General features: G+C 69.4%; 18 protein-coding genes. 12 read left to right on the top strand and 6 right to left on the bottom strand.

Annotated elements, in window-relative coordinates; translation table 11 throughout:
- Positions 1-63 precede the first annotated feature (63 nt).
- The 3 genes from ACS5PM_RS29615 to ACS5PM_RS29605 are packed head-to-tail and all read left to right on the top strand — an operon-like array spanning position 64 to position 2,179.
- Positions 64-1,056: a zinc-dependent alcohol dehydrogenase family protein gene (locus ACS5PM_RS29615; protein WP_439391582.1), complete on the top strand. Its 993-nt coding sequence runs from the start codon at positions 64-66 to the stop codon at positions 1,054-1,056.
- Between the two features lie 10 nt (positions 1,057-1,066).
- Positions 1,067-1,612, top strand: a complete 546-nt coding sequence (locus ACS5PM_RS29610) for a VOC family protein (RefSeq protein WP_439391581.1) — start codon at positions 1,067-1,069, stop codon at positions 1,610-1,612.
- A 3-nt stretch (positions 1,613-1,615) separates the two neighbouring features.
- A complete protein-coding gene (locus tag ACS5PM_RS29605; RefSeq protein WP_439391580.1) occupies positions 1,616-2,179 on the top strand; it encodes an NADPH-dependent FMN reductase in 564 nt (187 codons plus the stop codon).
- 24 nt (positions 2,180-2,203) lie between these two features.
- Here ACS5PM_RS29605 and ACS5PM_RS29600 read toward each other — a convergent pair whose 3' ends face one another.
- The 4 genes from ACS5PM_RS29600 to ACS5PM_RS29585 form a co-directional block, all read right to left on the bottom strand.
- The gene (locus ACS5PM_RS29600; protein ID WP_439391579.1) at positions 2,204-3,088 is read right to left on the bottom strand and encodes an endo alpha-1,4 polygalactosaminidase; all 885 of its coding nucleotides are present in this window, start codon (positions 3,086-3,088) and stop codon (positions 2,204-2,206) included.
- Between the two features lie 156 nt (positions 3,089-3,244).
- Entirely contained in the window at positions 3,245-3,994 is a 750-nt protein-coding gene (locus tag ACS5PM_RS29595; RefSeq protein WP_439391578.1) for a FadR/GntR family transcriptional regulator, read from the bottom strand.
- 49 nt (positions 3,995-4,043) lie between these two features.
- Complete coding sequence (locus ACS5PM_RS29590) at positions 4,044-4,973, bottom strand: dihydrodipicolinate synthase family protein (protein ID WP_439391577.1); 930 nt, start codon at positions 4,971-4,973, stop codon at positions 4,044-4,046.
- 25 nt (positions 4,974-4,998) lie between these two features.
- Positions 4,999-6,741 (bottom strand): IlvD/Edd family dehydratase, encoded by a 1,743-nt coding sequence (locus tag ACS5PM_RS29585; protein WP_439391576.1) that lies wholly within the window; start codon positions 6,739-6,741, stop codon positions 4,999-5,001.
- A gap of 150 nt (positions 6,742-6,891) precedes the next feature.
- Here ACS5PM_RS29585 and ACS5PM_RS29580 point away from each other — a divergent pair, with 150 nt between their 5' ends.
- The 6 genes from ACS5PM_RS29580 to ACS5PM_RS29555 all read left to right on the top strand — a co-directional run bounded on the left by ACS5PM_RS29580 (position 6,892) and on the right by ACS5PM_RS29555 (position 13,213).
- Positions 6,892-7,659, top strand: coding sequence for an SDR family NAD(P)-dependent oxidoreductase (locus tag ACS5PM_RS29580; protein ID WP_439391574.1), 768 nt, complete (start codon positions 6,892-6,894; stop codon positions 7,657-7,659).
- 90 nt (positions 7,660-7,749) lie between these two features.
- Positions 7,750-8,661 carry an ABC transporter substrate-binding protein gene (locus ACS5PM_RS29575; protein WP_439391611.1) on the top strand — a complete coding sequence of 304 codons (912 nt, stop codon included), beginning with the start codon at positions 7,750-7,752 and terminating at the stop codon, positions 8,659-8,661.
- Positions 8,662-8,696: 35 nt separating this feature from the next.
- Positions 8,697-10,217, top strand: a complete 1,521-nt coding sequence (locus ACS5PM_RS29570; protein WP_439391573.1) for a sugar ABC transporter ATP-binding protein — start codon at positions 8,697-8,699, stop codon at positions 10,215-10,217.
- 119 nt (positions 10,218-10,336) lie between these two features.
- The gene (locus ACS5PM_RS29565; RefSeq protein WP_439391572.1) at positions 10,337-11,395 is read left to right on the top strand and encodes an ABC transporter permease; all 1,059 of its coding nucleotides are present in this window, start codon (positions 10,337-10,339) and stop codon (positions 11,393-11,395) included.
- Positions 11,392-12,408 (top strand): galactofuranose ABC transporter, permease protein YjfF, encoded by a 1,017-nt coding sequence (gene yjfF / locus ACS5PM_RS29560; protein WP_439391571.1) that lies wholly within the window; start codon positions 11,392-11,394, stop codon positions 12,406-12,408. The genes ACS5PM_RS29565 and yjfF overlap by 4 nt, the downstream gene beginning before the upstream one ends.
- 34 nt (positions 12,409-12,442) lie before the next feature.
- Positions 12,443-13,213, top strand: coding sequence for an alpha/beta hydrolase (locus ACS5PM_RS29555; RefSeq protein WP_439391570.1), 771 nt, complete (start codon positions 12,443-12,445; stop codon positions 13,211-13,213).
- A gap of 76 nt (positions 13,214-13,289) precedes the next feature.
- Here the strand turns inward: ACS5PM_RS29555 and ACS5PM_RS29550 are convergent, their stop codons facing one another.
- Positions 13,290-14,492: a YopT-type cysteine protease domain-containing protein gene (locus ACS5PM_RS29550; protein ID WP_439391569.1), complete on the bottom strand. Its 1,203-nt coding sequence runs from the start codon at positions 14,490-14,492 to the stop codon at positions 13,290-13,292.
- 60 nt (positions 14,493-14,552) lie between these two features.
- Positions 14,553-15,203, bottom strand: a complete 651-nt coding sequence (locus tag ACS5PM_RS29545) for a TetR/AcrR family transcriptional regulator (protein WP_439391568.1) — start codon at positions 15,201-15,203, stop codon at positions 14,553-14,555.
- A gap of 79 nt (positions 15,204-15,282) precedes the next feature.
- On the opposite strand from ACS5PM_RS29545, the gene ACS5PM_RS29540 reads away from it, so the two are divergent.
- Genes ACS5PM_RS29540 through ACS5PM_RS29530 form a run of 3 tightly spaced genes read left to right on the top strand, consistent with a single transcriptional unit; the run spans position 15,283 to position 20,947 of the window.
- Positions 15,283-16,755 carry an efflux transporter outer membrane subunit gene (locus ACS5PM_RS29540; RefSeq protein WP_439391567.1) on the top strand — a complete coding sequence of 491 codons (1,473 nt, stop codon included), beginning with the start codon at positions 15,283-15,285 and terminating at the stop codon, positions 16,753-16,755.
- The gene (locus ACS5PM_RS29535; protein ID WP_439391566.1) at positions 16,752-17,861 is read left to right on the top strand and encodes an efflux RND transporter periplasmic adaptor subunit; all 1,110 of its coding nucleotides are present in this window, start codon (positions 16,752-16,754) and stop codon (positions 17,859-17,861) included. Before ACS5PM_RS29540 ends, ACS5PM_RS29535 begins: the two co-directional genes overlap by 4 nt.
- Positions 17,858-20,947: an efflux RND transporter permease subunit gene (locus ACS5PM_RS29530; protein WP_439391564.1), complete on the top strand. Its 3,090-nt coding sequence runs from the start codon at positions 17,858-17,860 to the stop codon at positions 20,945-20,947. The genes ACS5PM_RS29535 and ACS5PM_RS29530 overlap by 4 nt, the downstream gene beginning before the upstream one ends.
- Positions 20,948-21,007: the final 60 nt, after the last annotated feature.

Below are 21,007 nucleotides of genomic sequence, written 5' to 3'. Positions count from 1 at the left end.
CTTGGCTTGGTCGGTGTACTGCGTCGCGGGACGCGTGAGGCGCGGTGGAGCGACTCAAGCGCCATGAAAGCCATCGTCGTCCACACCCCCGGCGGGCCGGAGGCGCTCGAGCTCGTCGACCTGCCCCGGCCGGAGCCGGGCCCGGGCCAGGCCCGCGTGAAGGCCCTGGCGATAGGCGTGGGCCGGCCGGATGCGCTGATCCGCACCGGCCGCTACAAGTGGATGCCGCCGCTGCCGGCGGTGCCGGGCAACGAAGTGGCCGGCGTGGTCGATGCGCTGGGCCCGGGTGCGCAGGGCGTCTCGCTCGGCGATCGCGTGCTGCTGAGCTCGCGGGAGTTGCCGCAACGGGGCGGCGGCTATGCGGAGTTCGTCTGCGCACCGGCCGACGCGCTGTATCCGCTGCCCGAGGCCATCAGCTTCGACGCAGCGGTCAACCTGCCGAACTTCCAGCTCGCCCAGGCGCTGCTGTTCGAATGTGGCGGCGCCACCCCAGCTCGCTCGGTGCTGCTCACTGGCGCTGCGGGCGGCGTGGCCTCGGCCATGGTGCAACTCGCGCGAGCTCGTGGCCTGCAGGTGGTAGCCACCGCGAGCACACCGGACAAGCGCGAGTTCGTGCTGCGCAACGGCGCCTCGGCAGCGCTCGATCCGGCCGCCGCCGACCTGCCGGCCCAGGTGATGGCGCTGACCGGCGGCCGTGGCGTCGACCTGGCGATCGATCCGATCGGCGGCGCCCTGTTCATCGCCTGCCTGCGCTCGCTGGCGCCGCTCGGGCTCGCCGTCTCTTACAACGTCGTGAGCGGCCCACCGGCAGCCGACGTGTTCGCCGAGTTGAGGTCGCTGCTCGGCCGCAGCCTGGGCGTGCGGACCTTTTCGATGCACACCTTCGACGAGCAACCGGCCAAGCGCCGCGCCCTCATGTTCGCCGCCATCGACGCCATGGCCAGCGGTGCCGTCCGCGCGCCCGAGGCCACCGTGCTGCCGCTGGCCGAGGCCCGCCGAGCGCACGAGCTGCTCGATGCCGCGGGCACCGTCGGCAAGCTCGTCCTGCATCCCTGAGGAGATCCCCTTGAGTACCGAAACCATCCCGCAGCTCTCGCACTTCGGCATCTTCGTGCGCGACATGGAGGCGATGACACGCTTCTACACCCAGGTCTTCGGCCTGAGGCTGACCGACCGCGGCGTGGGCCGCAACTTCCGCATCCCGCTGAACTTTCTGAGCGGCACGCCCACGCAACACCACCAGCTGGTCCTGGCCGGCGGCCGCGCCGCCGACGCGCCCAGCACCGTGATGCAGATGTCGTTCAAGGTGGGCGAGATCGAGGACCTGCGGCGTGTTCGCCGGCTGGCGTTGCAGGAGGGCGCGAGCGAGATGCGCGGCATGAACCATGGCAATGCCTTGTCGATCTACTTCAGCGACCCCGAAGGCAACACCATCGAGGTCTACCTCGACACGCCGTGGTACATCCCGCAGCCGCACGGCGACCCGCTCGACCTCGACAAGGCCGACGCCGAGATCTGGGCCGAGACCGAAGCGGCCTGCCGTGCCGACCCTGGTTTCGAGCCGCAGCCGCAATGGGCTGCGCGCTTCCATGCAGCATCACTGGAGGGTTAGGCAATGACAGTCCACCTGCTCGGCATCTCCGGCAGCCTGCGCCGCGGCTCGAACTGCACGGCCGTCTTGCGCGCACTCGAGCCCCTGCTCGCCGGCCGCGCCACGCTCGACGTGATGACGCTGAACGAGATCCCGCCCTACGACGCCGACCTCGACGGTGCGGCGCCGCCCGAAAGCGTGCGCCTGCTGAAAGAGGCCATCGCGGCCACGGATGGCCTCGTGTTCTGCTCGCCCGAATACAACTACGGCATCCCGGGCGTGCTGAAGAACGCCATCGACTGGGCTTCGCGGCCAGGGTTCCAGTCGCCTCTCAAAGGCAAGCCGGCGCTGGTCATCACCGCTTCGCCGGGGCTCTTCGGCGGCGCTCGCGCCCAGGCGCAGATCCGCGAGGCGCTCGCCGCCACACTGGCGCGCCCGCTGTCGCTGCCTCATCTCGCCATCCCGGCCGTCGACAAGAAACTGGCCGATGGCCGGATCGCCGACGAGACGACACAGCAGCTGCTGCGAACCGGCCTCGATGCGCTGCTGGCAGAGATCGGGCGGCTGGCGCAAACCGCGCCAGCCTGAGCGCGGCGGCGTGCCCGGCCGCCGTCAGTCGCAGCTGTAGCGGAACGCGTCGTCCAGGTTGAGCGGCAGCACCATGGTGCGCAGGTTCATGGCGCGAGCCTTGGCGCACATCTGGGCGCGCGCGTTGGCGTCGGTGCGCCACTGGGCCTTGTACTCGGCGTTGAACACCGGCTTGCCGGCGCGGGTGAACACCGTGTAGCCGCCGCACTCGCCGTACTGGTTGCACTGCTCGTTGACGGCGAAGTCGAAGCTCGGCGCCAAGGCCGAAAGCTGGTCGACATCGTTCTTGAGCCCCACCTTCAGGCCCCGCGCGTGGGCCTCGTTGGCAAGGAAGCGGTTGTAGGAGAGCTGCGTCTGGGCGGTGAGCGGGAAGCCCGGGTTGTTCTGGTAGGCATCGACGTTGTCCGGCTCGACGCCATCGCAGCCGCGCGCCTTGGCCTTGTCCAGCCGCGCTTTCATGATGCTGCGCACGTTGGCGGACCGCGTGTCGACCCAGCGTTCGCCCGCCCAGCCGTCCAGCGCATTGCCCTTGTCCGAGGCCTTGAACCTGCTGTAGTCGGGCCGCCAGTTCTCGGCGCTGCCGGCAGAGAAGTAGCACACGATGTGCTTGCCCTGGCTGCGCAGCGTCGCCAGCACCGAATCCGGCGCATCGAACAGGTCGATGTCGTAGACCTTGACGTCGTAGCTGGTGTTGATCGTTCCGCTCAGCTGCCATTGCCAGGTGTCGGTGACGTGCGGCACCCACGCTGTCGCGGCCTGCGCCTGGGTGAGGCCGTCCGCCGGCTCTTCGGCCGGGGTCGAATCGGCGGAATCGTCACCGCCGCCACCGCAGGCGCAGAGCGTCAGCGCGCCGGCCATCACGCCGAGCAGGGCCAGGGACCGGAGGGAAATGGAGGACGAGAAAGCCATGGGGTCTGTCTTCGAGGCATGCCATGCCGGCGACCGCATGGTCCCGGCCCAACTTGATGCGAAGCTGACGCGCGATGCTTGGGCTTGTAGCCAATGCGCATCCCATCGTGAGCGCATGTAACTCGAAGGTCAGGCCCTTGGTCGGCGCGAAGGCCTTCAGTTCATCGGGATGCCGGGCTCGATCACCGCCGAGATGTCCTGCACCGTCTCCTCCAGCTGCACCAGCGTGGCCTGCTGGGCGGCGAACGCATCCCGGTTCTGCAGGGCCGTGAGGATGGCCTTGTGCCGGGGCAGGGACAGCGCATGCGTGTTGGGCAGCTGGCTGCTGAGCTGGATCGATTCACGCAGCGCGAGCGAGAGCATGTTGCCGATGTAGGCCAGCAGGTCGTTGCCCGTGGCCTCGGCTATCCGCCGATGGAAGGCGAGATCGGGCTCCAGCAGCTCGTCGACCGTGCGGGCGGCCGCCATCCCTTCATAGGCCGATTCGATCGCCTGCAGTTGCTCGGGCGTGGCCACGCGCGCGGCCAGTGCGGCGACGCCCGGCTCGAAGACCCGGCGCACCGCCATGAGCATGCCGACGAACTCGGGCGCCGGCTTCGCCTGGATCAGCCAGTACAGCACGTCGGGGTCGAGCAGATGCCACTCGTTGCGCGGGCGCACGGTCGCGCCGGCCCGCTGGCGCGACACGACGAGGCCCTTGGCCGTCAGCACGCGAATCGCCTCGCGCAGCACCGGCCGGCTGACCTCGTACTTCTCGATCAGCTCGGTCTCGTGCGGCAGCTTGGCGCCGGGTGGCAACTCGCCGGAGACGATGCGCAGGCCGAGGTCTCGCACGATCCGGCCGTGCAGCCCGCCCTTGCTGTCCTGGTCGACGCGGTAGGCCAGCGTGTTGGGGCGCGAGGTCATGGGCGCGTACGGCAGATCGCGGCGAGATGACTCTGCCACAGCCCTGTGCTCAGCGGCCCCAGCGCAGCACGAGCGGATCCAGCCGCCGGGCCGCGTCCAGCAGGCCCTCGCGCACGGCCGGATGCATGGCGGGCCAGGGATGGCGCGGTGCATCGCAGGCGATCACGCCGCCCTCCTTCATCAGGGCCTTGGCGCTGAGGAAGCCGCCCTGGCGGTTCTCGGCGTTGATCAGCGGCAGCCAGCGCCCGTAGGCCGCGACGGCCTCCTCGCGCCGGCCCGCCGCGTAGGCATCGACGATGGTGCGGATGCCGTCGGGATAGGCGCCACCCGTCATGGCACCCGTCGCCCCGGCATCCAGGTCGGCCAGCAGCGTGATCGCCTCCTCCCCGTCCCACGGCCCCTCGATGAGATCGCCGCCCTGCGCGATCAGCTCGCGCAGCTTCGAGGCCGCCCCGGGCACCTCGACCTTGAAGTAGCGGATGGCCTCGATCTCGCGCGCCATGCGCACGAGCAGCGGGACGGGCAGCGGCGTGCCGGCCATGGGCGCGTCCTGGATCATCACGGGGATGGCCAGGGCGCTGCCGAGGCGCTCGAAGAACGAGAACACCTGCGCCTCCGAAACGCGCATCGTGGCACCGTGATAAGGCGGCATCACCATCACCATGGCAGCGCCCAGCGCCTGGGCGCGCTGGCTGCGGGCGATGCAGAGGTCGGTGCTGAAGTGGGTCGTCGTGACGATGACGGGCACCCGGCCGTCCACGTGCTCGATGATCGTCCGGGCGAGCGTCTCTCGCTCTTCGTCGGACAGCACGAACTGCTCCGAGAAGTTGGCCAGGATGCACAGCCCGTTGGAGCCGGCGTCGATCATGAAATCGACGCAGCGGCGCTGGCTTTCGAGATCCAGCGACCCGTCTTCGCGGAAGGTGGTCGGGACGACCGGGAAGACGCCCCGGTAGCGGCGTGGGACAGCGGAATTCATGGGCTCGTGCCGCTTTGCGCGGCGGTCAATGGGAGTGACGCGGGACGGCCGAGCCGCGGCAGCCGCGCAGGAAATCGAAGTCGCAACCCTCGTCGGCCTGCAGCACGTGCTTCACATACAGGTGCCGGTAGCCGCTGTCATCGGCCGGATCGTGCTGCGCTTGCGCGGCCCACGCCGCCAGGCGCGACGACAGCTCCTGGTCCGAGATCTCCAGGTGCAGGCGGTTGTTCTCGCAGTCGAGCTCTATCCAGTCACCGTCGCGCACCACCGCCAGCGGGCCGCCGGCCCGTGCCTCGGGCGCCACGTGCAGCACGACCGTGCCGTAGGCGGTGCCGCTCATGCGCGCGTCCGAGATGCGCACCATGTCCTTCACGCCCTGCGCCAGCAGTTTTGGCGGCAGGCCCATGTTGCCCACCTCGGCCATGCCGGGGTAGCCCCGCGGACCGCAGTTCTTCATGACCAGGATGGACGAGGCGTCGACCTCCAGCTCGGGGTCGTCGATGCGGGCCTTGTAGTGTTCGAGGTTCTCGAACACGACGGCGCGGCCGCGGTGCTTGAGCAGGTGCGCGCTCGCCGCCGAAGGCTTGAGCACCGCGCCGCGCGGCGCGAGGTTGCCGCGCAGCACGCGGATGCCGCCGTCGGCCACCAGCGGGCGGTCCAGCGGGCGGATCACTTCGGCGTTGTGGCAGGCCGCGTCCTTCACGTTGTCCCACAGCGATCGGCCGTTCACCGTCAGCGCCTCGGGGTGCGGCAGCAGCCCGGCATCGCCGAGGCGGCGCAGCACCGCCGGCAGGCCGCCGGCGTAGTAGAACTCCTCCATCAGGAAGCGGCCCGAGGGCTGCAGGTCCACCAGCGTCGGGGTGCCGGCGCCCAGGCGCGTCCAGTCATCCAGCGCGAGGTCGACGCCGATGCGGCCGGCGATCGCCTTCAGGTGGATCACGGCGTTGGTGGAGCCGCCGATCGCGGCATTCACCCGGATCGCGTTCTCGAAGGCCGCGCGCGTGAGCACCTTCGACAGCGTGAGGTCTTCCTTCACCATGTCGACGATGCGCGCGCCGGAAAGATGAGCCAGCACGCGGCGGCGTGAATCGACCGCCGGGATGGCCGCGTTGTGCGGCAGGCTGGTGCCCAGCGCCTCGGCCATGCAGGCCATGGTCGAGGCCGTGCCCATGGTGTTGCAGGTGCCGGCCGAGCGCGACATGCCGGCCTCGGCGGCGAGAAAGCCATCGAGCGACAGCGTGCCCGCCTTCACCTCCTCGTGGAGCTTCCACACGACGGTGCCGGAGCCTATGTCTCGCCCCTCGTGCTTGCCGTTGAGCATGGGGCCGCCGGTGACCACGATGGCCGGCACGTCGACACTGGCCGCGCCCATCAGCAAGGCGGGCGTGGTCTTGTCGCAGCCCACCATCAGCACCACGCCGTCTATCGGGTTGCCGCGGATCGACTCCTCCACATCCATGCTGGCGAGGTTGCGCGTCAGCATCGCCGTGGGCCGAAGATTGCTCTCGCCGTTGGAGAACACCGGGAACTCGACCGGGAAGCCCCCCGCCTCCAGCACGCCGCGCTTGACGTGCTCGGCCAGCTCGCGGAAGTGGGCGTTGCAGGGCGTCAGCTCCGACCAGGTGTTGCAGATGCCGATGATGGGGCGGCCATCGAAGACATGGTCGGGCAGACCCTGGTTCTTCATCCAGCTGCGGTACATGAAGCCGTTCTTGTCGGCCGTGCCGAACCAGGCGGCCGATCGGAGCTTGCGGGGCGGTTTGGTCATGAAGTGGGCGTGAAGGCAGGCACTTATTAAAGTATGACTTTATAGCCTGGTCATGGGGGCTTACCCTCAAGACTCCGTGGCTTCCATGAACTTATAGTCATACTTATTAGTGGCACCGGTGCTCCACCCGTGCCCCGGAGTTCCCCCCTCATGTCCCTGTCCGCCCGCTATCCCAGCCTCGCCGGCCGCTCTGTGCTCATCACCGGCGGAGCCACCGGCATAGGCGCCACGCTGGTCCAGCGCTTCGTCGAGCAAGGGGCGAAGGTCGGCTTCATCGACATCGACGCGACCGCCGGGCAGGCCCTGGCGGCTCGGCTCGCAGGAACCGAGGGCACGGGCCCGCATTTCGCGGCGGCCGACCTCACGGACATCCCCGAACTGCGCACCGCGATCGCCTCGCTGCGCGAGTTCATCGGCCCGGTGCAAGTGCTGCTGAACAACGCGGCCAACGACGAGCGCCATTCGATAGAGAGCGTCACGCCCGAGAGCTGGGATGCGGGCATCGCCGTCAACCTGCGCCACCAGTTCTTCGCCGCCCAGGCGGTGACGCCGGACATGAAGAGCGCCAAGGCCGGAAGCATCGTCAACTTCGGTTCCATCAGCTGGTACCTCAAGCAAGGCGGCATGCCGGCCTACACCACCTCCAAGGCCGCGGTGCAGGGCCTGACCCGCTCGCTGGCGCGCGACCTCGGCCCCTACGGCATCCGCGTCAACACCCTGGCGCCCGGCTGGGTCATGACGGACAAGCAGCTGCGCCTGCGAGTCACCGAGCAGACGCGCGAGGAGATCGCACGCGGCCAGTGCATCCCCGAGCCGCTGATGCCGGACCACATCGCCGCCATGGCGCTGTTCCTCGCCGCGGACGACAGCGCCATGTGCACCGGACAAGACTTCATCGTCGACGCAGGCTGGGCCTGAGCCTCAGGGCGGGCCCGAATTCACCAGGAGACACACGTGCCGATCCATCGCAGGTTCCTTGCCACCCTCGCCCTCGCGGCCACTGCCGTCGTGCTCAGCCCCTCTTCGGCCTTCGCGCAGAAGAAGATCGTGCTCGGCTTCAGCCAGGTGGGCGCCGAGAGCGAATGGCGTACCGCCAACACCGAGTCGATCAAGTCGGCGGCCGCGCAGGCGGGCATAGAGCTGAAGTTCTCCGACGCCCAGCAGAAGCAGGAAAACCAGATCAAGGCGATCCGCTCGTTCATCGCGCAGAAGGTCGACGTGATCGCCTTCTCGCCGGTGGTCGAGACGGGCTGGGAGACGGTGCTGCGCGAAGCCAAGGCCGCCAAGATCCCGGTGGTGCTGACGGACCGCGCGGTCAAGGTCAAGGATGACTCGCTGTACGTCACCTTCATGGGCTCGGACTTCGTCGAGGAAGGCCGCAAGGCCGGCCGCTGGCTCACGGACAAGATGAAGGGCAAGACCGGCGAGGTGCGCATCGTCGAGCTGCAGGGCACCGTGGGCTCGGCGCCGGCGATCGACCGCAAGAAGGGCTTCGAGGAGATCATCCAGGCCGATCCGCGTTTCAAGGTCGTGCGCTCGCAGACCGGCGACTTCACTCGCGCCAAGGGCAAGGAGGTGATGGAAGCCTTCCTCAAGGCCGAGGGCCGCAAGATCGACGTGCTCTACGCGCACAACGACGACATGGCCATAGGCGCCATCCAGGCGATCGAGGAGGCCGGCATGAAGCCGGGCATTGACATCATCATCATCTCGATCGATGCGGTGAAGGGCGCGTTCGAGGCCATGAAGGCCGGCAAGCTGAACGTCTCGGTCGAATGCAGCCCGCTGCTCGGCCCGCAGCTGATGTCCGCCGTGAAGGACATCCTGGCGGGCAAGCCGGTGGCCAAGCGCATCGTCACCGAGGAGGGCATCTTCCCGATGGAGACGGCCGCCGCCGAGGCGCCCAAGCGCAAGTACTGATCCGCCAGGACTGACCAAGCCGGGGCCTCGAGGCCATGACCGACACCACAGCTGCTTCGCCGGTCCTGGCGCTGGCGGGCATAGACAAGAGCTTCTCGGGCATCGAGGTGCTGCGCGATGTCCGCCTGAACCTCTACCCCGGCGAGATCCACGCCCTGATGGGCCAGAACGGCGCGGGCAAATCCACGCTGATCAAGGTGCTCACCGGGGTGTTCCCGGCCGACGCGGGCGACATGCGGCTGGCCGGCCAGGCGATCGCTCCGGCCACGCCGCTGGACGCGCAGCGATCGGGCATCAGCACGGTCTACCAGGAGGTCAACCTCTGCCCCAACCTGACGGTGGCGGAGAACCTCTTCGCCGGGCGCTACCCGCGCCGCGGGCCGGCCCAGGGGTGGCGCATCGACTGGGCCGCCGTCCACGACCGTGCACGGGCGCTGCTGGCGCGCATCGGCCTGTCGATCGACGTCACTCGGCTGCTGTCGAGCTATCCGGTCGCCATCCAGCAGATGGTCGCGATCGCGAGGGCCCTCGGCGTCCAATCGCGCGTGCTCATCCTCGATGAGCCCACGTCGAGCCTGGACGACGACGAGGTTCAGAAACTCTTCGAGGTGCTGCGCCAGTTGCGATCCGAAGGGCTGGCGATCGTCTTCGTCACCCATTTCATGAGCCAGGTCTATGCGGTGTCCGATCGCATCACCGTGCTGCGCAATGGCCGCTGGGTCGGCGAGTGGCGAGCGGCCGAGTTGCCGCAGCAGGCCCTGATCGCGGCCATGCTCGGGCGCGAGATGGCGGCGGAGTCTTCCAGACCAGACGCCCGCGCTGCGGACGCCGCGTCGGGATCTGCGCTGCTGGAGGCCCGTGGCCTGGCGCAGGCGACGCGCCTGCAGCCCATCGACCTGCAGATCCGCTCCGGCGAGGTCGTCGGCCTGGCCGGGCTGCTCGGCGCCGGCCGCACCGAGCTGGCGAAGCTGCTCTGCGGCCTGGAGACGCCGGATCGCGGCACGCTGCTCGTGCAGGGCCGGGCGGCGACCTTCTCGAATCCGGCCGACGCGATCGCCTGCGGCATCGCGCTGTGCCCCGAGGAACGCAAGCTCGACGGCATCGTGGCCGAGCTGTCGGTGCGCGAGAACATCGCGCTGGCGCTGCAGGCGCGCCAGGGCGCCTGGCGCGTGCTGTCGCGTGCCGAGCAGCTCGCCCTGGCCGAGCGCTTCATCGCCCTGCTGGGCATCAAGACGGACAGCGCCGAGACCCCCATCGGGCTGCTGTCGGGCGGCAACCAGCAGAAGGCCCTCATCGCCCGCTGGCTCGCCGTGGAGCCACGCCTTCTCATCCTCGACGAGCCCACGCGCGGCATCGACGTCGCCGCCAAGCAGGAAATCATGGACCAGATCCTGGCCCTCGCACGAGCCGGCATGGCAGTGATCTTCATCTCGTCCGAGATCAGCGAGCTGGTGCGCGTGTCGCACCGCATCGTCGTCCTGCGCGATCGCCGCAAGGCGGGGGAGCTGCCGGCAGGCAGCACCGAGGACGCCGTCTGCCACCTGATGGCCGAATGAAAGTGAAGCCCCCACGCCCCCTGCCGGGGGCTGCCCCCCAAGGGGGCTCGCGCAGCGGACCGGCAGAGCCGGATCCGCGCACGCCCTGGTATGTGGAGGCCCCAGCCAAGGAAACTGAGATGACTTCCCAACGCTCTCGCGTGGCACGCCTGGCCGAGCATCGCCTGGCCTGGCCGCTGTTCACGCTGGCCCTGCTGCTCGGCGTGCAGGCCGCGCTGAATCCCGGCTTCCTGGCGATCGAATGGCGTGACGGCCACCTGTACGGCAGCCTCATCGACATCCTCAACCGTGCCGCGCCGCTGATCCTCGTGTCGTTGGGCATGACGCTGGTGGTGGCCACTCGCGGCATCGACATCTCGGTCGGCGCGGTCGTCGCCCTGTCGGCCGCCGTGGCGGCCTGGATGATCGGAGGCTCGTCGGATCCGGCGGTGACGCGCTTCCCGCTGCCGGTGGCCCTCGCCGGCGCGCTCGCGGCCGCCCTGGCCTGCGGGCTCTGGAACGGAGTGCTCGTCGCCGGCGCGGGCATGCAGCCCGTCATCGCGACGCTGGTCCTCATGGTGGCGGGCCGCGGCGTCGCGCAGCTCATCACCGACGGGCAGGTCCTGACCGTTTACCACCCGCCCTTCTTCTTCATCGGCGCGGGCCACCTGCTGGGCCTGCCCTTCCCGATCTTCATCGTGCTGGCGGTGCTGGCCATCCTCCACTTCGGCACGACACGCACGGCCCTCGGCCTGTTCATCGAGGCGGCTGGCATCAACCCGGCGGCCGCGCGCCTGGCGGGCATCAACGCCCGGCGCCTGGTCATCGGCGCCTATGCGGCCTGCGGCCTGCTCGCCGGCCTGGCGGGCCTGGTGATCAGCTCCAACGTTCGGAGCGCCGATGGCAACAACGCGGGCCAGCTGCTCGAGCTCGACGCGATCCTGGCCGTCACGCTCGGCGGCAACGCGCTGACCGGCGGCCGCTTCAGCCTCATCGGCAGCGCGATAGGCGCCCTGAGCCTGCAGACCCTGACCTACGCCATCTATTCGCTCGGCGTGCCGCCCGAGACCAACCTCGTCGTCAAGGCCGTCGTCGTGTTCGGCGTGATGCTGCTGCAGTCGCCGGAATTCCGTTCGAACGTGCTCGCCCTGGCCCGCCGGCCGGCGCCGACGGGCGATCGCGGAGGGCGTCCCGCATGAGTGTCCAATCGCTCCCCGGAGCCCAGGTGGCGCCTCCTCGCGTTTCGCCCCTGCTGCAGCAGGCCCGGCGGCACGCGGCCCTGTTGACCACCCTGGCGCTGTTCGCCGCGCTGGTCACGTTCGGCGCCTTGCGCTACGAAGGCTTCCTCTCGACGCAGGTCGCGCTGAACCTGCTGATCGACAACGCCTTCCTGCTCGTCGTCGCGGTGGGCATGAGCTTCGTCGTGCTGACCGGCGGCATCGACCTCTCGGTGGGGTCGGTGGTCGCCCTGACGACGATGGTGTCGGCGACGCTCGTCGAGCACCATGGCTGGAGCCCGGGCGCGGTGATCCCGCTGGTGCTGACGCTGGGCGCCTGCTTCGGCGCGTTCATGGGCCTGCTGATAGAGCGCTTCCGCCTGCAGCCCTTCATCGTGACCCTGGCCGGCATGTTCCTCGCCCGCGGCCTGTGCTACCTGATCAGCATCGACTCGATCAGCATCACCAATGAAACCTATTCCGACATGGCGGGCTGGCGTCTGCCCCTGATCGCCGACTCGTCGTTGTCCCTGGGCGCCGTGGTCGCCATAGGCGTGCTGCTGGCCGGCATCTTCGTGGCGCATTGCACCCCGTTCGGCCGCGCGGTCTACGCCATCGGCGGAAGCGAGCAGTCCGCGCGCCTGATGGGCTTGCCTGTACGCCGGACCCTGGTCGGCGTGTATGCGTTGTCAGGCCTTTGCTCGGCCATTGCCGGGGTCATCTTCACGCTCTACATGCTCTCGGGCTATGGCCAACACGCGACCGGGCTTGAGCTCGACGCGATCGCCGCGGTGGTCATCGGCGGCACGCCGCTGAGCGGCGGCGTGGGCCACCTCGCCGGCACGCTGTTCGGGGTGCTCACCCTCGGCCTCGTGCAGACGCTCATCTCCTTCGATGGCACGCTGAGTTCGTGGTGGACGCGCATCTTCATCGGTGCGCTGCTGTTCGCCTTCTGCCTGCTGCAGCGCGTGGGCAGCTGGCGGCGATCGCCGTAGCGGCGCATCGTCGACACCGCGAGAGGACCGGACCGTGTGGAATGCCTTGACCTTGACCTCGGCGGACGGACGAGCCATCCCTGCGCTGTATTCCGCCAGCCCAGCCGCCGGCCCGCGCGCCGCCTTGCTGATGCACGGCATCACCGCCGAGAAGACGGAGACTGGCCTGTACACGCAGCTGGCGGACAGGCTGCTCGCGCAAGGCGTTTCGGTGCTCGGCATCGACCTGCCCGGCCACGGCGACAGCCCCCTGCCCTTCGAGCAGACGAACGTGGCCGCGATGGTGCAGGACCTCGCCGCCGCCTGGGCCTGGCTGCAGGCGCGCCATGCCGAGATCGTGCCGGTGTGCATGAGCTTCTCGGCCAGCGTCTTCCTGCTGGGCCAGGCCGCCGGCCTGCCCCGGCCGCAGCGAGTGGTGCTGCTGAATCCGGTCACCGACTACCGCAGCAACTTCATCGAGGCGGACACCGCCTGGGGCCGCGGCTTCGCGCCGCAACTGACCGATCCGGCCTTCTGGTCCATGCCCTCGCACGCCGTCCATGGCACGGCACGCCGCCTCGGCCGGCACCTGATCAGCGAGCTCGCCCTGCTCGCCCCTCAAGCGGTGTCACTGCACACGGACATGCACGTGCTGATCCTTCACGGCGACGCCGACACGGTGATCAGCCTGGCCTCGGCCCAGCGCTTCGCGCGCGAGCGCTGCCCGCTCACGAGCACCCGCTTCGTCGTCGTGCCGGGTGCGGAGCACGGCTTCCACGAGGACCCGGCGCCGGTGCATGACGCGATCTGTGCGTTCATGGGATGAGGGGCCGCCGAGCGCGCGGTGCGCTCGCGCCAGGGCGGCCACCGCTTGCGCCAGCTGACCCGGGCGGGTGACCGAATCAGGTGGGCGAGATGTGGACGGGAATGACGCGAATTTCCGTCCGCTCGACGAGTCCGTGGATCGAGAGGTCCGGGTGGAGCCGATGGGTCATGTCGGTATGGCTCATCGTCACGGCCGCGAGAAGTCCACTCAGCTGATCCGCGCCCACGTCGTAGACACCGCTGTTGGGTTCGAACAGCCGCAAACGACCGTCCAGCCTCTCGCAGGTCATGGCGTGGCCTCGGGGCGTGATCGTGATCAGGTTGTGCGTGGAGGCCTTGTCGTGCAACAGGCGCGCGGCCACCTGCTCGCTCAGGTCCGAAACGCTGACGCCCGGCCCACCCTTGCACAACTGGTACTTGCCGAATTCGACGCCCCGCACTTCCTCGGAGATCTGGCTGAGCTCCTGCAGGGGGCGATAGCTGTGGAAGGCAAGCTGCTCGTGGAGCCTGTTGCTGTCGCTCTGCATCCTGAGGATTCGGACGGCCTGCTCGCGAGATGTCAGGAACTCGATCCGTTGAGATGACGCCATCTGCGGATCGGCATGCGCCGACTGCAGCCATTGGATGCTGAGCCCGACGCAGACGCCCGGGTGGTCTCGAATGCCGAGCTGATCGATGAAGTTGCCTTGAAAGAAGGGCACCTCCCTGGAGGCAGAGAGGATCTCCTCGCTGCGGCCAAGAAGGTCTTGCGTGTCTTCCTGGAATCTCTGGCTTCGTGCCGCGGGTTCGAGCTCGGCCGCTCCCACCTCCGGCAAGTCCTCGAAGTCGGACGCGTCACTGTCGCTCAGGTACTCGTCGGAGCGAAACTTGAAATCCCAGCCGCGCTGCATCTTCATCTTGAGCTCGTACTCGCGCGGATCGAAGTCGGGCCCCGCCCGGTCGAGCCAGCTGTGGGCAGCCACCGAGCGTTGTCGATCGACTCCGGGCGAAGGCTTGGGCGACGCCACGAGGATGCTCTTTCGCACGGGACCGGACATCGCCTGGGCCATCGCCACGGAGGACCGCTTCGAGCGCAGAGGCGTCAGCCCAGCCGAGCCGCCGAGCGTCGCGAGCGAACGCGTGCCGGCGGCGGAGCTTCCCGCGCCGACGCCCGTCTGGTCGACCACCCTCGGCTCGGCAGCCCGCATGGAGATGTGATGGATCTTTGGCACGGGCGTCTTTCTGTGGGGCGATGCATGCAGCAGCCTGCAATCTACGGCCCGTGGACGGCTCTGCTGCACACGTGCGAAACGCTCGCCGCGAATGCGAAGCCGCCCTCACGCGGCGAGGGCCGGCGGCCCTCACGGCGCCTTCGAGTAGGCCGCGATGAAGACCCGCACGGCTTCTCTCAGCAGCGCCTTGTTCTCGCGCGCATCGGGAGGCTCGAGCATCATCAACCCGCGGATGTGGCCATCGCCGAGGAACATTGCGAGGAAGAGGTCGGCGGCCTGGCGCGGGTGCCGCACGTTCAGCGACCCCGCGGCATCGGCCCGGCGCAAATAGGCGGCCAGGTCGCCGATCAACCTCTCGGGCCCCTGCCTGTAGAAGGCTTCGCACGCCTCGCGCTGCGTCCCTGCCGCGCCGTAGAGAGAGCGAAAGTGGCCCAGCGTGTCCTCCTCTCGCGCCAGGGTGAGGAAGTGTTCGCCGATGGTCATCAGCGCCTTCTGGGGCTGATTCGGGTCCAGCGCTTCTACGCCGGCCAGCCCACCCACCACGCGATCCGTGCGATCGCGGACCACGGCCTCGAACAGCCCTTCCTTCGAAGTGAAGTGGCTGTAGATGGTCATCTTGGAGACGCCGGCGTCGGCCGCGATGGCGTCGACGCTGGCCCGCTCCAGGCCGTGCGCATAGAAGTGGCTGCGCGCGGCTTCCATGATGCGCCGCAGGCGCTCGGGGTCGCGCGGCCGTCCGCGACGCGGCGGCGTCGCGGCTTCGTCCTCTGTCTGGGGCATCGGCTAGTTCCTGTACTTGACAGTCCATTATGTTCCATTACACTTACTGGACTTACAGGTACAGTATATGAAGCCATCCATGACGCGCACCCCACGCCGCGGACCCGATCGCCTCCGGCTGGTGCCGGCCGCGCTGGCGCTGGCCATCCTGTCAGCCTGCTCGGTCCCACCCGTCCAGCCCCCGGCGACTTCGGTTCCGCTGTCCGCCGCATTCGCGCAGGCCGCGCCGGCCGCCACCGAAGGCCAGGTCCTGGACGGCGCCTGGTGGGCCGGCTACGGCGACACGACGCTGACGGCGCTGATCGACGAGGCCCTGGGCGCCAACCAGGACGTGGCGATCGCCCTGCAACGCGTCGCCCAGGCCCGTGCCGGCCGCGATGCGCAAGGCTCGCGCCTGTGGCCCACGATCGGGGTCCAGGCGTCCGCCTCGCGCAGCGAAAGCGGGGTGCCCGCACCGGTCAAGCAAGGCATGCCCGACACCCGCGCACTGCGCGCGGGCGTCGACGTGGCCTGGGAGATCGACGTCGCCGGTGGCGTGCATGCGGCGCGCGACGCAGCTCAAGCGGATGCCGCCTTTTCAGCGGCCGGTGTCGAAGGCGCCCGGCTGCTGGTGGCCAGCGAAGTGGCGCGGCAGTACTTCGTGCTACGTGGCGCCGAAGAGCGGTTGCGCATCGTGCAAGCCCTGGCCGCGGCCCAGCGCGAGACGGCCAGGCGCGTGGCCAGCCGCCAGCGCGAAGGCGAAGCCAGCGCCTTCGACCTGGACCGGGCGAATGCCGAGGCCGATTCTTTCGCCGCGCAAGTGCCTCCGCTGCGGGTGCTGGCCGGCGTCTCGCAGACCCGGCTGGCCGTGCTGCTGGGCCGCAACCCGTCGGCCCTCGTCGTCGGCGAGAACCCGGGCTTTGCATGGCCTGCCTCGCGAGCCATCGGCACCGGCCAGCCGAGCGAACTGCTCAGGCGCCGTCCTGACCTGATCGCGGCCGAGGGGCAGGTGGCGGCCGAAACGCTGCGCACCGCCGAGGCCCGGGCCCAGTGGTGGCCCAAGCTCTTCCTGAGCGCCCTGGTCGGCCGCGAGGACCTGAGGCTGAACGCGCTGGACCTGGCGCCGGTCCACTTCTCCAACGTGGCGCTGGCCTTTGCCGCGCCGGTCTTCAACGCCGGCCGCATCGACGCCGGCATCCGGGCGCAATCGGCGCGGGCTGACGAGGCCTTGCTGGCATGGCAGAAGGCCGTGCTGGTCGCCGTGCAGGAGGTCGAGGACAGCCTGCTCGTGCGCACGCAGGAGACCGAGCGGGTCACCGCCTTGGCCAGCACCGTGGACCACCGCCGCCGTTCCCTGCAGCGCGCCCAGTCCCTGCAGCGCGAAGGTCAGATCGACATGCTGGTGCTGCTCGACGTGCAGCGCTCGGTGCTCTCCAGCGAACTCGCCCTGTCGGACAGCCGCCTGCAGCAAGTGCTGGCCGACGTGCAGCTCTACAAGGCCCTCGGCGGCGGCTTTGCGCCCGCCCAGGCCGGCACTTCCAACCCTCTGATCGCCGAGAGGACATCCCGATGAACACCAAGCTCCCCACCCTGTCCGCCCTGGCCATGGCCAGCGTCCTGCTGTCGGCCTGCAGCGACCCGACGGCTCCTGCCGCGGTCGCCAAGCCGGTCTTCGTGACCACGGTGACGCCGTCCACTTCTTCGCAAACGCGCTCGTTCAACGCCGTGGTCCGCGCCCGTGTCGAGACGGACATGGGCTTTCGGACCGGCGGCAAGGTGGTGGAACGGCTCGTCGAGGTGGGCGACGTCGTGAAGGCCGGCCAGGCGCTGGCTCGACTCGACCCGGCCGACTACCAGCTGGCCGTGAGCGCCGCCGCGGACCAGGTGCAGGCAGCGTCGGTGGACGCACAGCAGGCCGCGTCGGACGAGGCGCGCTTCGGCCGCCTGCTCGCCGACGGCTCGGTAGGCAGTGCCGACCATGAACGCCAGAAGGCGCGTGCCGACGCCGCAGCGGCCCGGCTGGACCAGGCGCGCCGCCAGCTCGACCTGGCGCGCAACAAGCAGGACTACACCACGCTCGTGGCGCCCTACGCCGGCGTCGTCACCGCGCTGCGCTTCGAGCGCGGCCAGGTGGTGGCCGAGGGGCAGGCGGTGCTTTCGCTGGCCCGTGAGGGCGAACGCGAGATCGTCGCCGAGCTGCCGGAAGAGTGGGTGGGCCGCGTGCGCACGCTGGCCGCCACGGCGACGCCCTGGCACGACGACAAGTCGGCGATGCCGCTGGTCCTGCGCGAGCTCTCGCCGCTGGCCAGCGCGCAGGGACGAACCTTCCGCGTGCGCTATGCCGCGGCCCCGGCATCGCGTGCCCAGGTGGCCGCCCTGCCTCTGGGCAGCACCATGCAGCTGAACCTGTCTAGACAAGCAGACGGGCCCGCTGCGGCGGTGGTGCCCGTCACCGCACTGGTCAAGGCCAGCGGATCGGCCGGCGTCTGGGTGGTCGACAGCAAGGGCTCGCACCTCGTCTTCCAACCCGTCCAGGTGCTGGGCATGGACGAGGCCTCGGTGCGCGTGACCGGCCTGGCGGCGGGCAGCCGCGTGGTGAGCGTCGGCGCACAGAAGCTCGATGCCGGCATCACGGTGCGCGCCATCGAACGCGCCGCCGAAACCGGGGCCGCCTCATGAAGCGCTTCAATCTTTCGCAATGGGCGGTCACGCACCGCCCGATGGTGCTGTTCCTGATCATCGTGACGCTCATCGTCGGCGGCCTGTCCTTCGCCCGGCTGGGCCGCCTCGAGGACCCGAACTTCGACGTGCCGCAGATGACGGCCATCGTCGTGTGGCCCGGCGCCACTGCACAGGACGTGCAGGACCAGGTGCTCAACCGGATCGAGCGCCGGCTGCAGGAGCTGGACCACTTCGAATCCGTGCGCAGCTTCGCCCGCCAGGGCTACGGCGGGATCACGCTTTGGATGAAGGGCGGCAGCACCAAGGAGGAGCTGGAGAACGCCTGGTACCAGGTGCGCAAGAAGATAGGCGACGTCAGGCAGGAGTTCCCCGAGGGTGTGCGCGGCCCCTTCTTCAACGACGAGTACAACGACCGATACAGCGTGCTCTACGCCCTGAGCGCACCCGAGCTCTCGATGGCCGAGCTGCTGGCCGTGACAGAAGACGTGAAGCGGCGCATCCAGGGCGTTGCCGGGGTCGCGAAGGTGGATGTGCTGGGCAAGCAGGCCGAGCGGGTGTACGTCGAACTTTCGACGCAGCGGCTGGCCGCGCTCGGCATCCCGCCCACGGTGGTGTTCGAGGCGCTGGCGCGCCAGAACCTGGTCGCCCCCGCGGGTTCGACCGATGCAACGCACGACCGCGTGCAGGTTCGGGTGGACGGCGGCTTGCGCAGCGCTGCGGACGTCGCGAACGTGACGCTCGAAGTGGGCGGCCGCTTGCTGCGGCTGTCGGACATCGCCACCGTGCACGCCGGCTACGAGGATCCGCCCAGCCTGACCATCCGGCACAACGGGGTGCCGGTGCTGGCCATGGGCGTGACGATGCAGGCCAATGGCAACGTCCTCGACTTCGGCCACGCGCTGGAGGAGCGCCTGGCCCAGGTCCGGCAGGAAGTGCCGATGGGCGTGCAGATCCAGCAGTACGCCGACCAGCCCCGCGTGGTGGGGGAATCCGTCTGGGAATTCGAGCGCTCCTTCCTGGAAGCGCTGGCCATCGTGCTGGCCGTGTCCTTCCTGTTCCTCGGCTGGCGCACCGGCATCGTGGTCGCCGCTTCCGTGCCGCTGGTGCTCGGGCTGGTGGCGGCCGTCATGTATGCGGCAGGCTGGAACCTCGACCGCATTTCGCTCGGCGCGCTCATCATCGCGCTGGGCCTGCTCGTCGACGACGCCATCATCGCGGTGGAGATGATGGTGGTGAAGCTGGAGCAAGGCTGGGACCGGCTGCGTGCCGCCACCTACGCCTACACGACCACCGCTTTTCCCATGCTGACCGGCACGCTGGTGACGGCCGCGGGCTTCATGCCGGTGGGCTTCGCGAAGTCCATCGCCGGCCAGTACGCGGGCGGCATCTTCTGGGTGGTGGGCCTCGCGCTCATCCTGTCCTGGGTCGTGGCCGTCGTCTTCACGCCATACCTCGGCGTGATCCTGCTGCCGAAGAACCTGGCGGCCGGCGCGCACCACGACGTCTACGACCGGCCCGTCTACCACCGGCTGCGAAGCGTCGTCGACTGGGCGGTGCAGCACCGGGCGTGGGTCCTGGCGCTCACGGTGCTGGCCTTCGCCATCGCGGGTGCCGGCATGCTCAAGGTTCAGCAGCAGTTCTTTCCCACCGCCTCCCGGCCCGAACTTCTGGTCGAGCTGCGGCTGCGCGAGGGCTCGTCGTTCGCCGCCACCGAGCGCCAGGTGAAGCGGCTCGAGGCCAGGTTGGCGAAGGACCCGGACATCGAGTTCTTCACCGCCTACACCGGCGCCGGCACGCCGCGCTTCTACCTTTCGATCCAGCCCGAGCTGCCCAACCCCGGCTTCGCGCAGTTCGTCGTCAAGACCGCAGGCATCGAACAGCGCGAGCGCGTGCGCGCCCGCCTGATGGAGCTCTTCGACAAGGACGAGGCCTTCCCCGACGTGAAGGCGCGCGTGCTGCGTCTGGAATTCGGCCCTCCCGTGGGCTTCCCGGTCCAGTTCCGCGTCATGGGGCCCGACAAGGCCAAGGTCCGCGAGATCACCTACCAGGTGCGCGACGTGGTGCGCCAAAGCCCCCTGGTGCGCGACACCCAGCTGGACTGGAACGAGCAGGTCCGCGCCCTGCAGGTCCACGTCGACCAGGACAAGGCACGGTTGCTGGGCCTGTCCACCGCCGACATCCAGGGCCTGGTGCAGACCACGCTCGACGGCGCCACCGTGACGCAGATCCGCCGCGGCGAGGAGCTGGTGGACGTCGTCGTGCGGGCCAGCCCCGAAGAGCGCAAGCGCATCGGCCAGCTGGACGACCTGCAGCTGTCCACCCGCAGCGGCGTGACCGTGCCGCTTTCCCAGGTGGCGCGCGTCGAGCCGGGCTTCGAGGAGCCGGTGCTGTGGCGGCGCAATCGCGACATGGCCCTCACGGTGCGCAGCGACCTTGTCGATGGCGTTCAAGGCCCGTACGCCACGGCGCAGATCCGTCCTTCACTTCAACCCATCGTCGACGGCCTGCCCCCGGGCTACCGCATCGAAGAGGGCGGCGCGATCGAGGAGAGCGACAAGGCCAACAAGGCGCTGTTCGCGGTGTTCCCCATCATGTTCGCCGTGATGCTCACGCTGCTCATGATCCAGCTGCAGAGCTTCTCGCGGCTGTTCATGGTGTTCATGACCGGCCCGCTGGCGCTGATAGGCGTGGTGCCGGCGCTGCTGCTGTTCCAGGCGCCGTTCGGCTTCGTCGCGCTGCTCGGCGTCATCGCGCTGGGCGGCATGATCATGCGCAACTCGATCATCCTGGTCGACCAGATCGACCAGGACATTGCACGCGGCGTCGCCCCCTGGGCCGCCATCGTCGATGCCACGGTGCGCCGATCGCGCCCGGTGGTGCTGACGGCCGCCGCCGCGGTGCTGGCGATGATCCCGCTCACCCGCAGCGTCTTCTGGGGACCGATGGCCATCTCCATCATGGGCGGGCTCGTCGTGGCCACGGCGCTCACCCTCGTCTTCGTGCCGGCGCTCTACGCCGCCTGGTTCCGCATTGGGCGCGAATCCACGGCGGCGCAGCTCGGCCTTGTCGAGGCCACGCCATGACCGGCGCGGGTGCGGTTTGTTCGCTGGCAGCCGGCAGCGTGGCTCGCAAGGCAACCTGCT

Origin of the sequence: Ideonella flava, from assembly GCF_051857595.1 — a bacterium.
Lineage (GTDB): Bacteria > Pseudomonadota > Gammaproteobacteria > Burkholderiales > Burkholderiaceae_C > Ideonella.
This window is presented reverse-complemented; position numbering and strand designations above follow the sequence as displayed.

Bases quoted from the DNA above. Each gene is read 5' to 3' on its own strand.
- ACS5PM_RS29615 (WP_439391582.1), top strand. From the start codon at position 64: ATGAAAGCCATCGTCGTCCACACCCCCGGCGGGCCGGAGGCGCTCGAG.
- ACS5PM_RS29590 (WP_439391577.1), bottom strand. From the start codon at position 4,973: ATGAATTCCGCTGTCCCACGCCGCTACCGGGGCGTCTTCCCGGTCGTC.
- ACS5PM_RS29585 (WP_439391576.1), bottom strand. From the start codon at position 6,741: ATGACCAAACCGCCCCGCAAGCTCCGATCGGCCGCCTGGTTCGGCACG.
- ACS5PM_RS29605 (WP_439391580.1), top strand. From the start codon at position 1,616: ATGACAGTCCACCTGCTCGGCATCTCCGGCAGCCTGCGCCGCGGCTCG.
- ACS5PM_RS29570 (WP_439391573.1), top strand. From the start codon at position 8,697: ATGACCGACACCACAGCTGCTTCGCCGGTCCTGGCGCTGGCGGGCATA.
- ACS5PM_RS29580 (WP_439391574.1), top strand. From the start codon at position 6,892: ATGTCCCTGTCCGCCCGCTATCCCAGCCTCGCCGGCCGCTCTGTGCTC.
- ACS5PM_RS29540 (WP_439391567.1), top strand. From the start codon at position 15,283: ATGACGCGCACCCCACGCCGCGGACCCGATCGCCTCCGGCTGGTGCCG.
- ACS5PM_RS29565 (WP_439391572.1), top strand. From the start codon at position 10,337: ATGACTTCCCAACGCTCTCGCGTGGCACGCCTGGCCGAGCATCGCCTG.
- ACS5PM_RS29600 (WP_439391579.1), bottom strand. From the start codon at position 3,088: ATGGCTTTCTCGTCCTCCATTTCCCTCCGGTCCCTGGCCCTGCTCGGC.
- yjfF (WP_439391571.1), top strand. From the start codon at position 11,392: ATGAGTGTCCAATCGCTCCCCGGAGCCCAGGTGGCGCCTCCTCGCGTT.
- ACS5PM_RS29535 (WP_439391566.1), top strand. From the start codon at position 16,752: ATGAACACCAAGCTCCCCACCCTGTCCGCCCTGGCCATGGCCAGCGTC.
- ACS5PM_RS29545 (WP_439391568.1), bottom strand. From the start codon at position 15,203: ATGCCCCAGACAGAGGACGAAGCCGCGACGCCGCCGCGTCGCGGACGG.
- ACS5PM_RS29595 (WP_439391578.1), bottom strand. From the start codon at position 3,994: ATGACCTCGCGCCCCAACACGCTGGCCTACCGCGTCGACCAGGACAGC.
- ACS5PM_RS29530 (WP_439391564.1), top strand. From the start codon at position 17,858: ATGAAGCGCTTCAATCTTTCGCAATGGGCGGTCACGCACCGCCCGATG.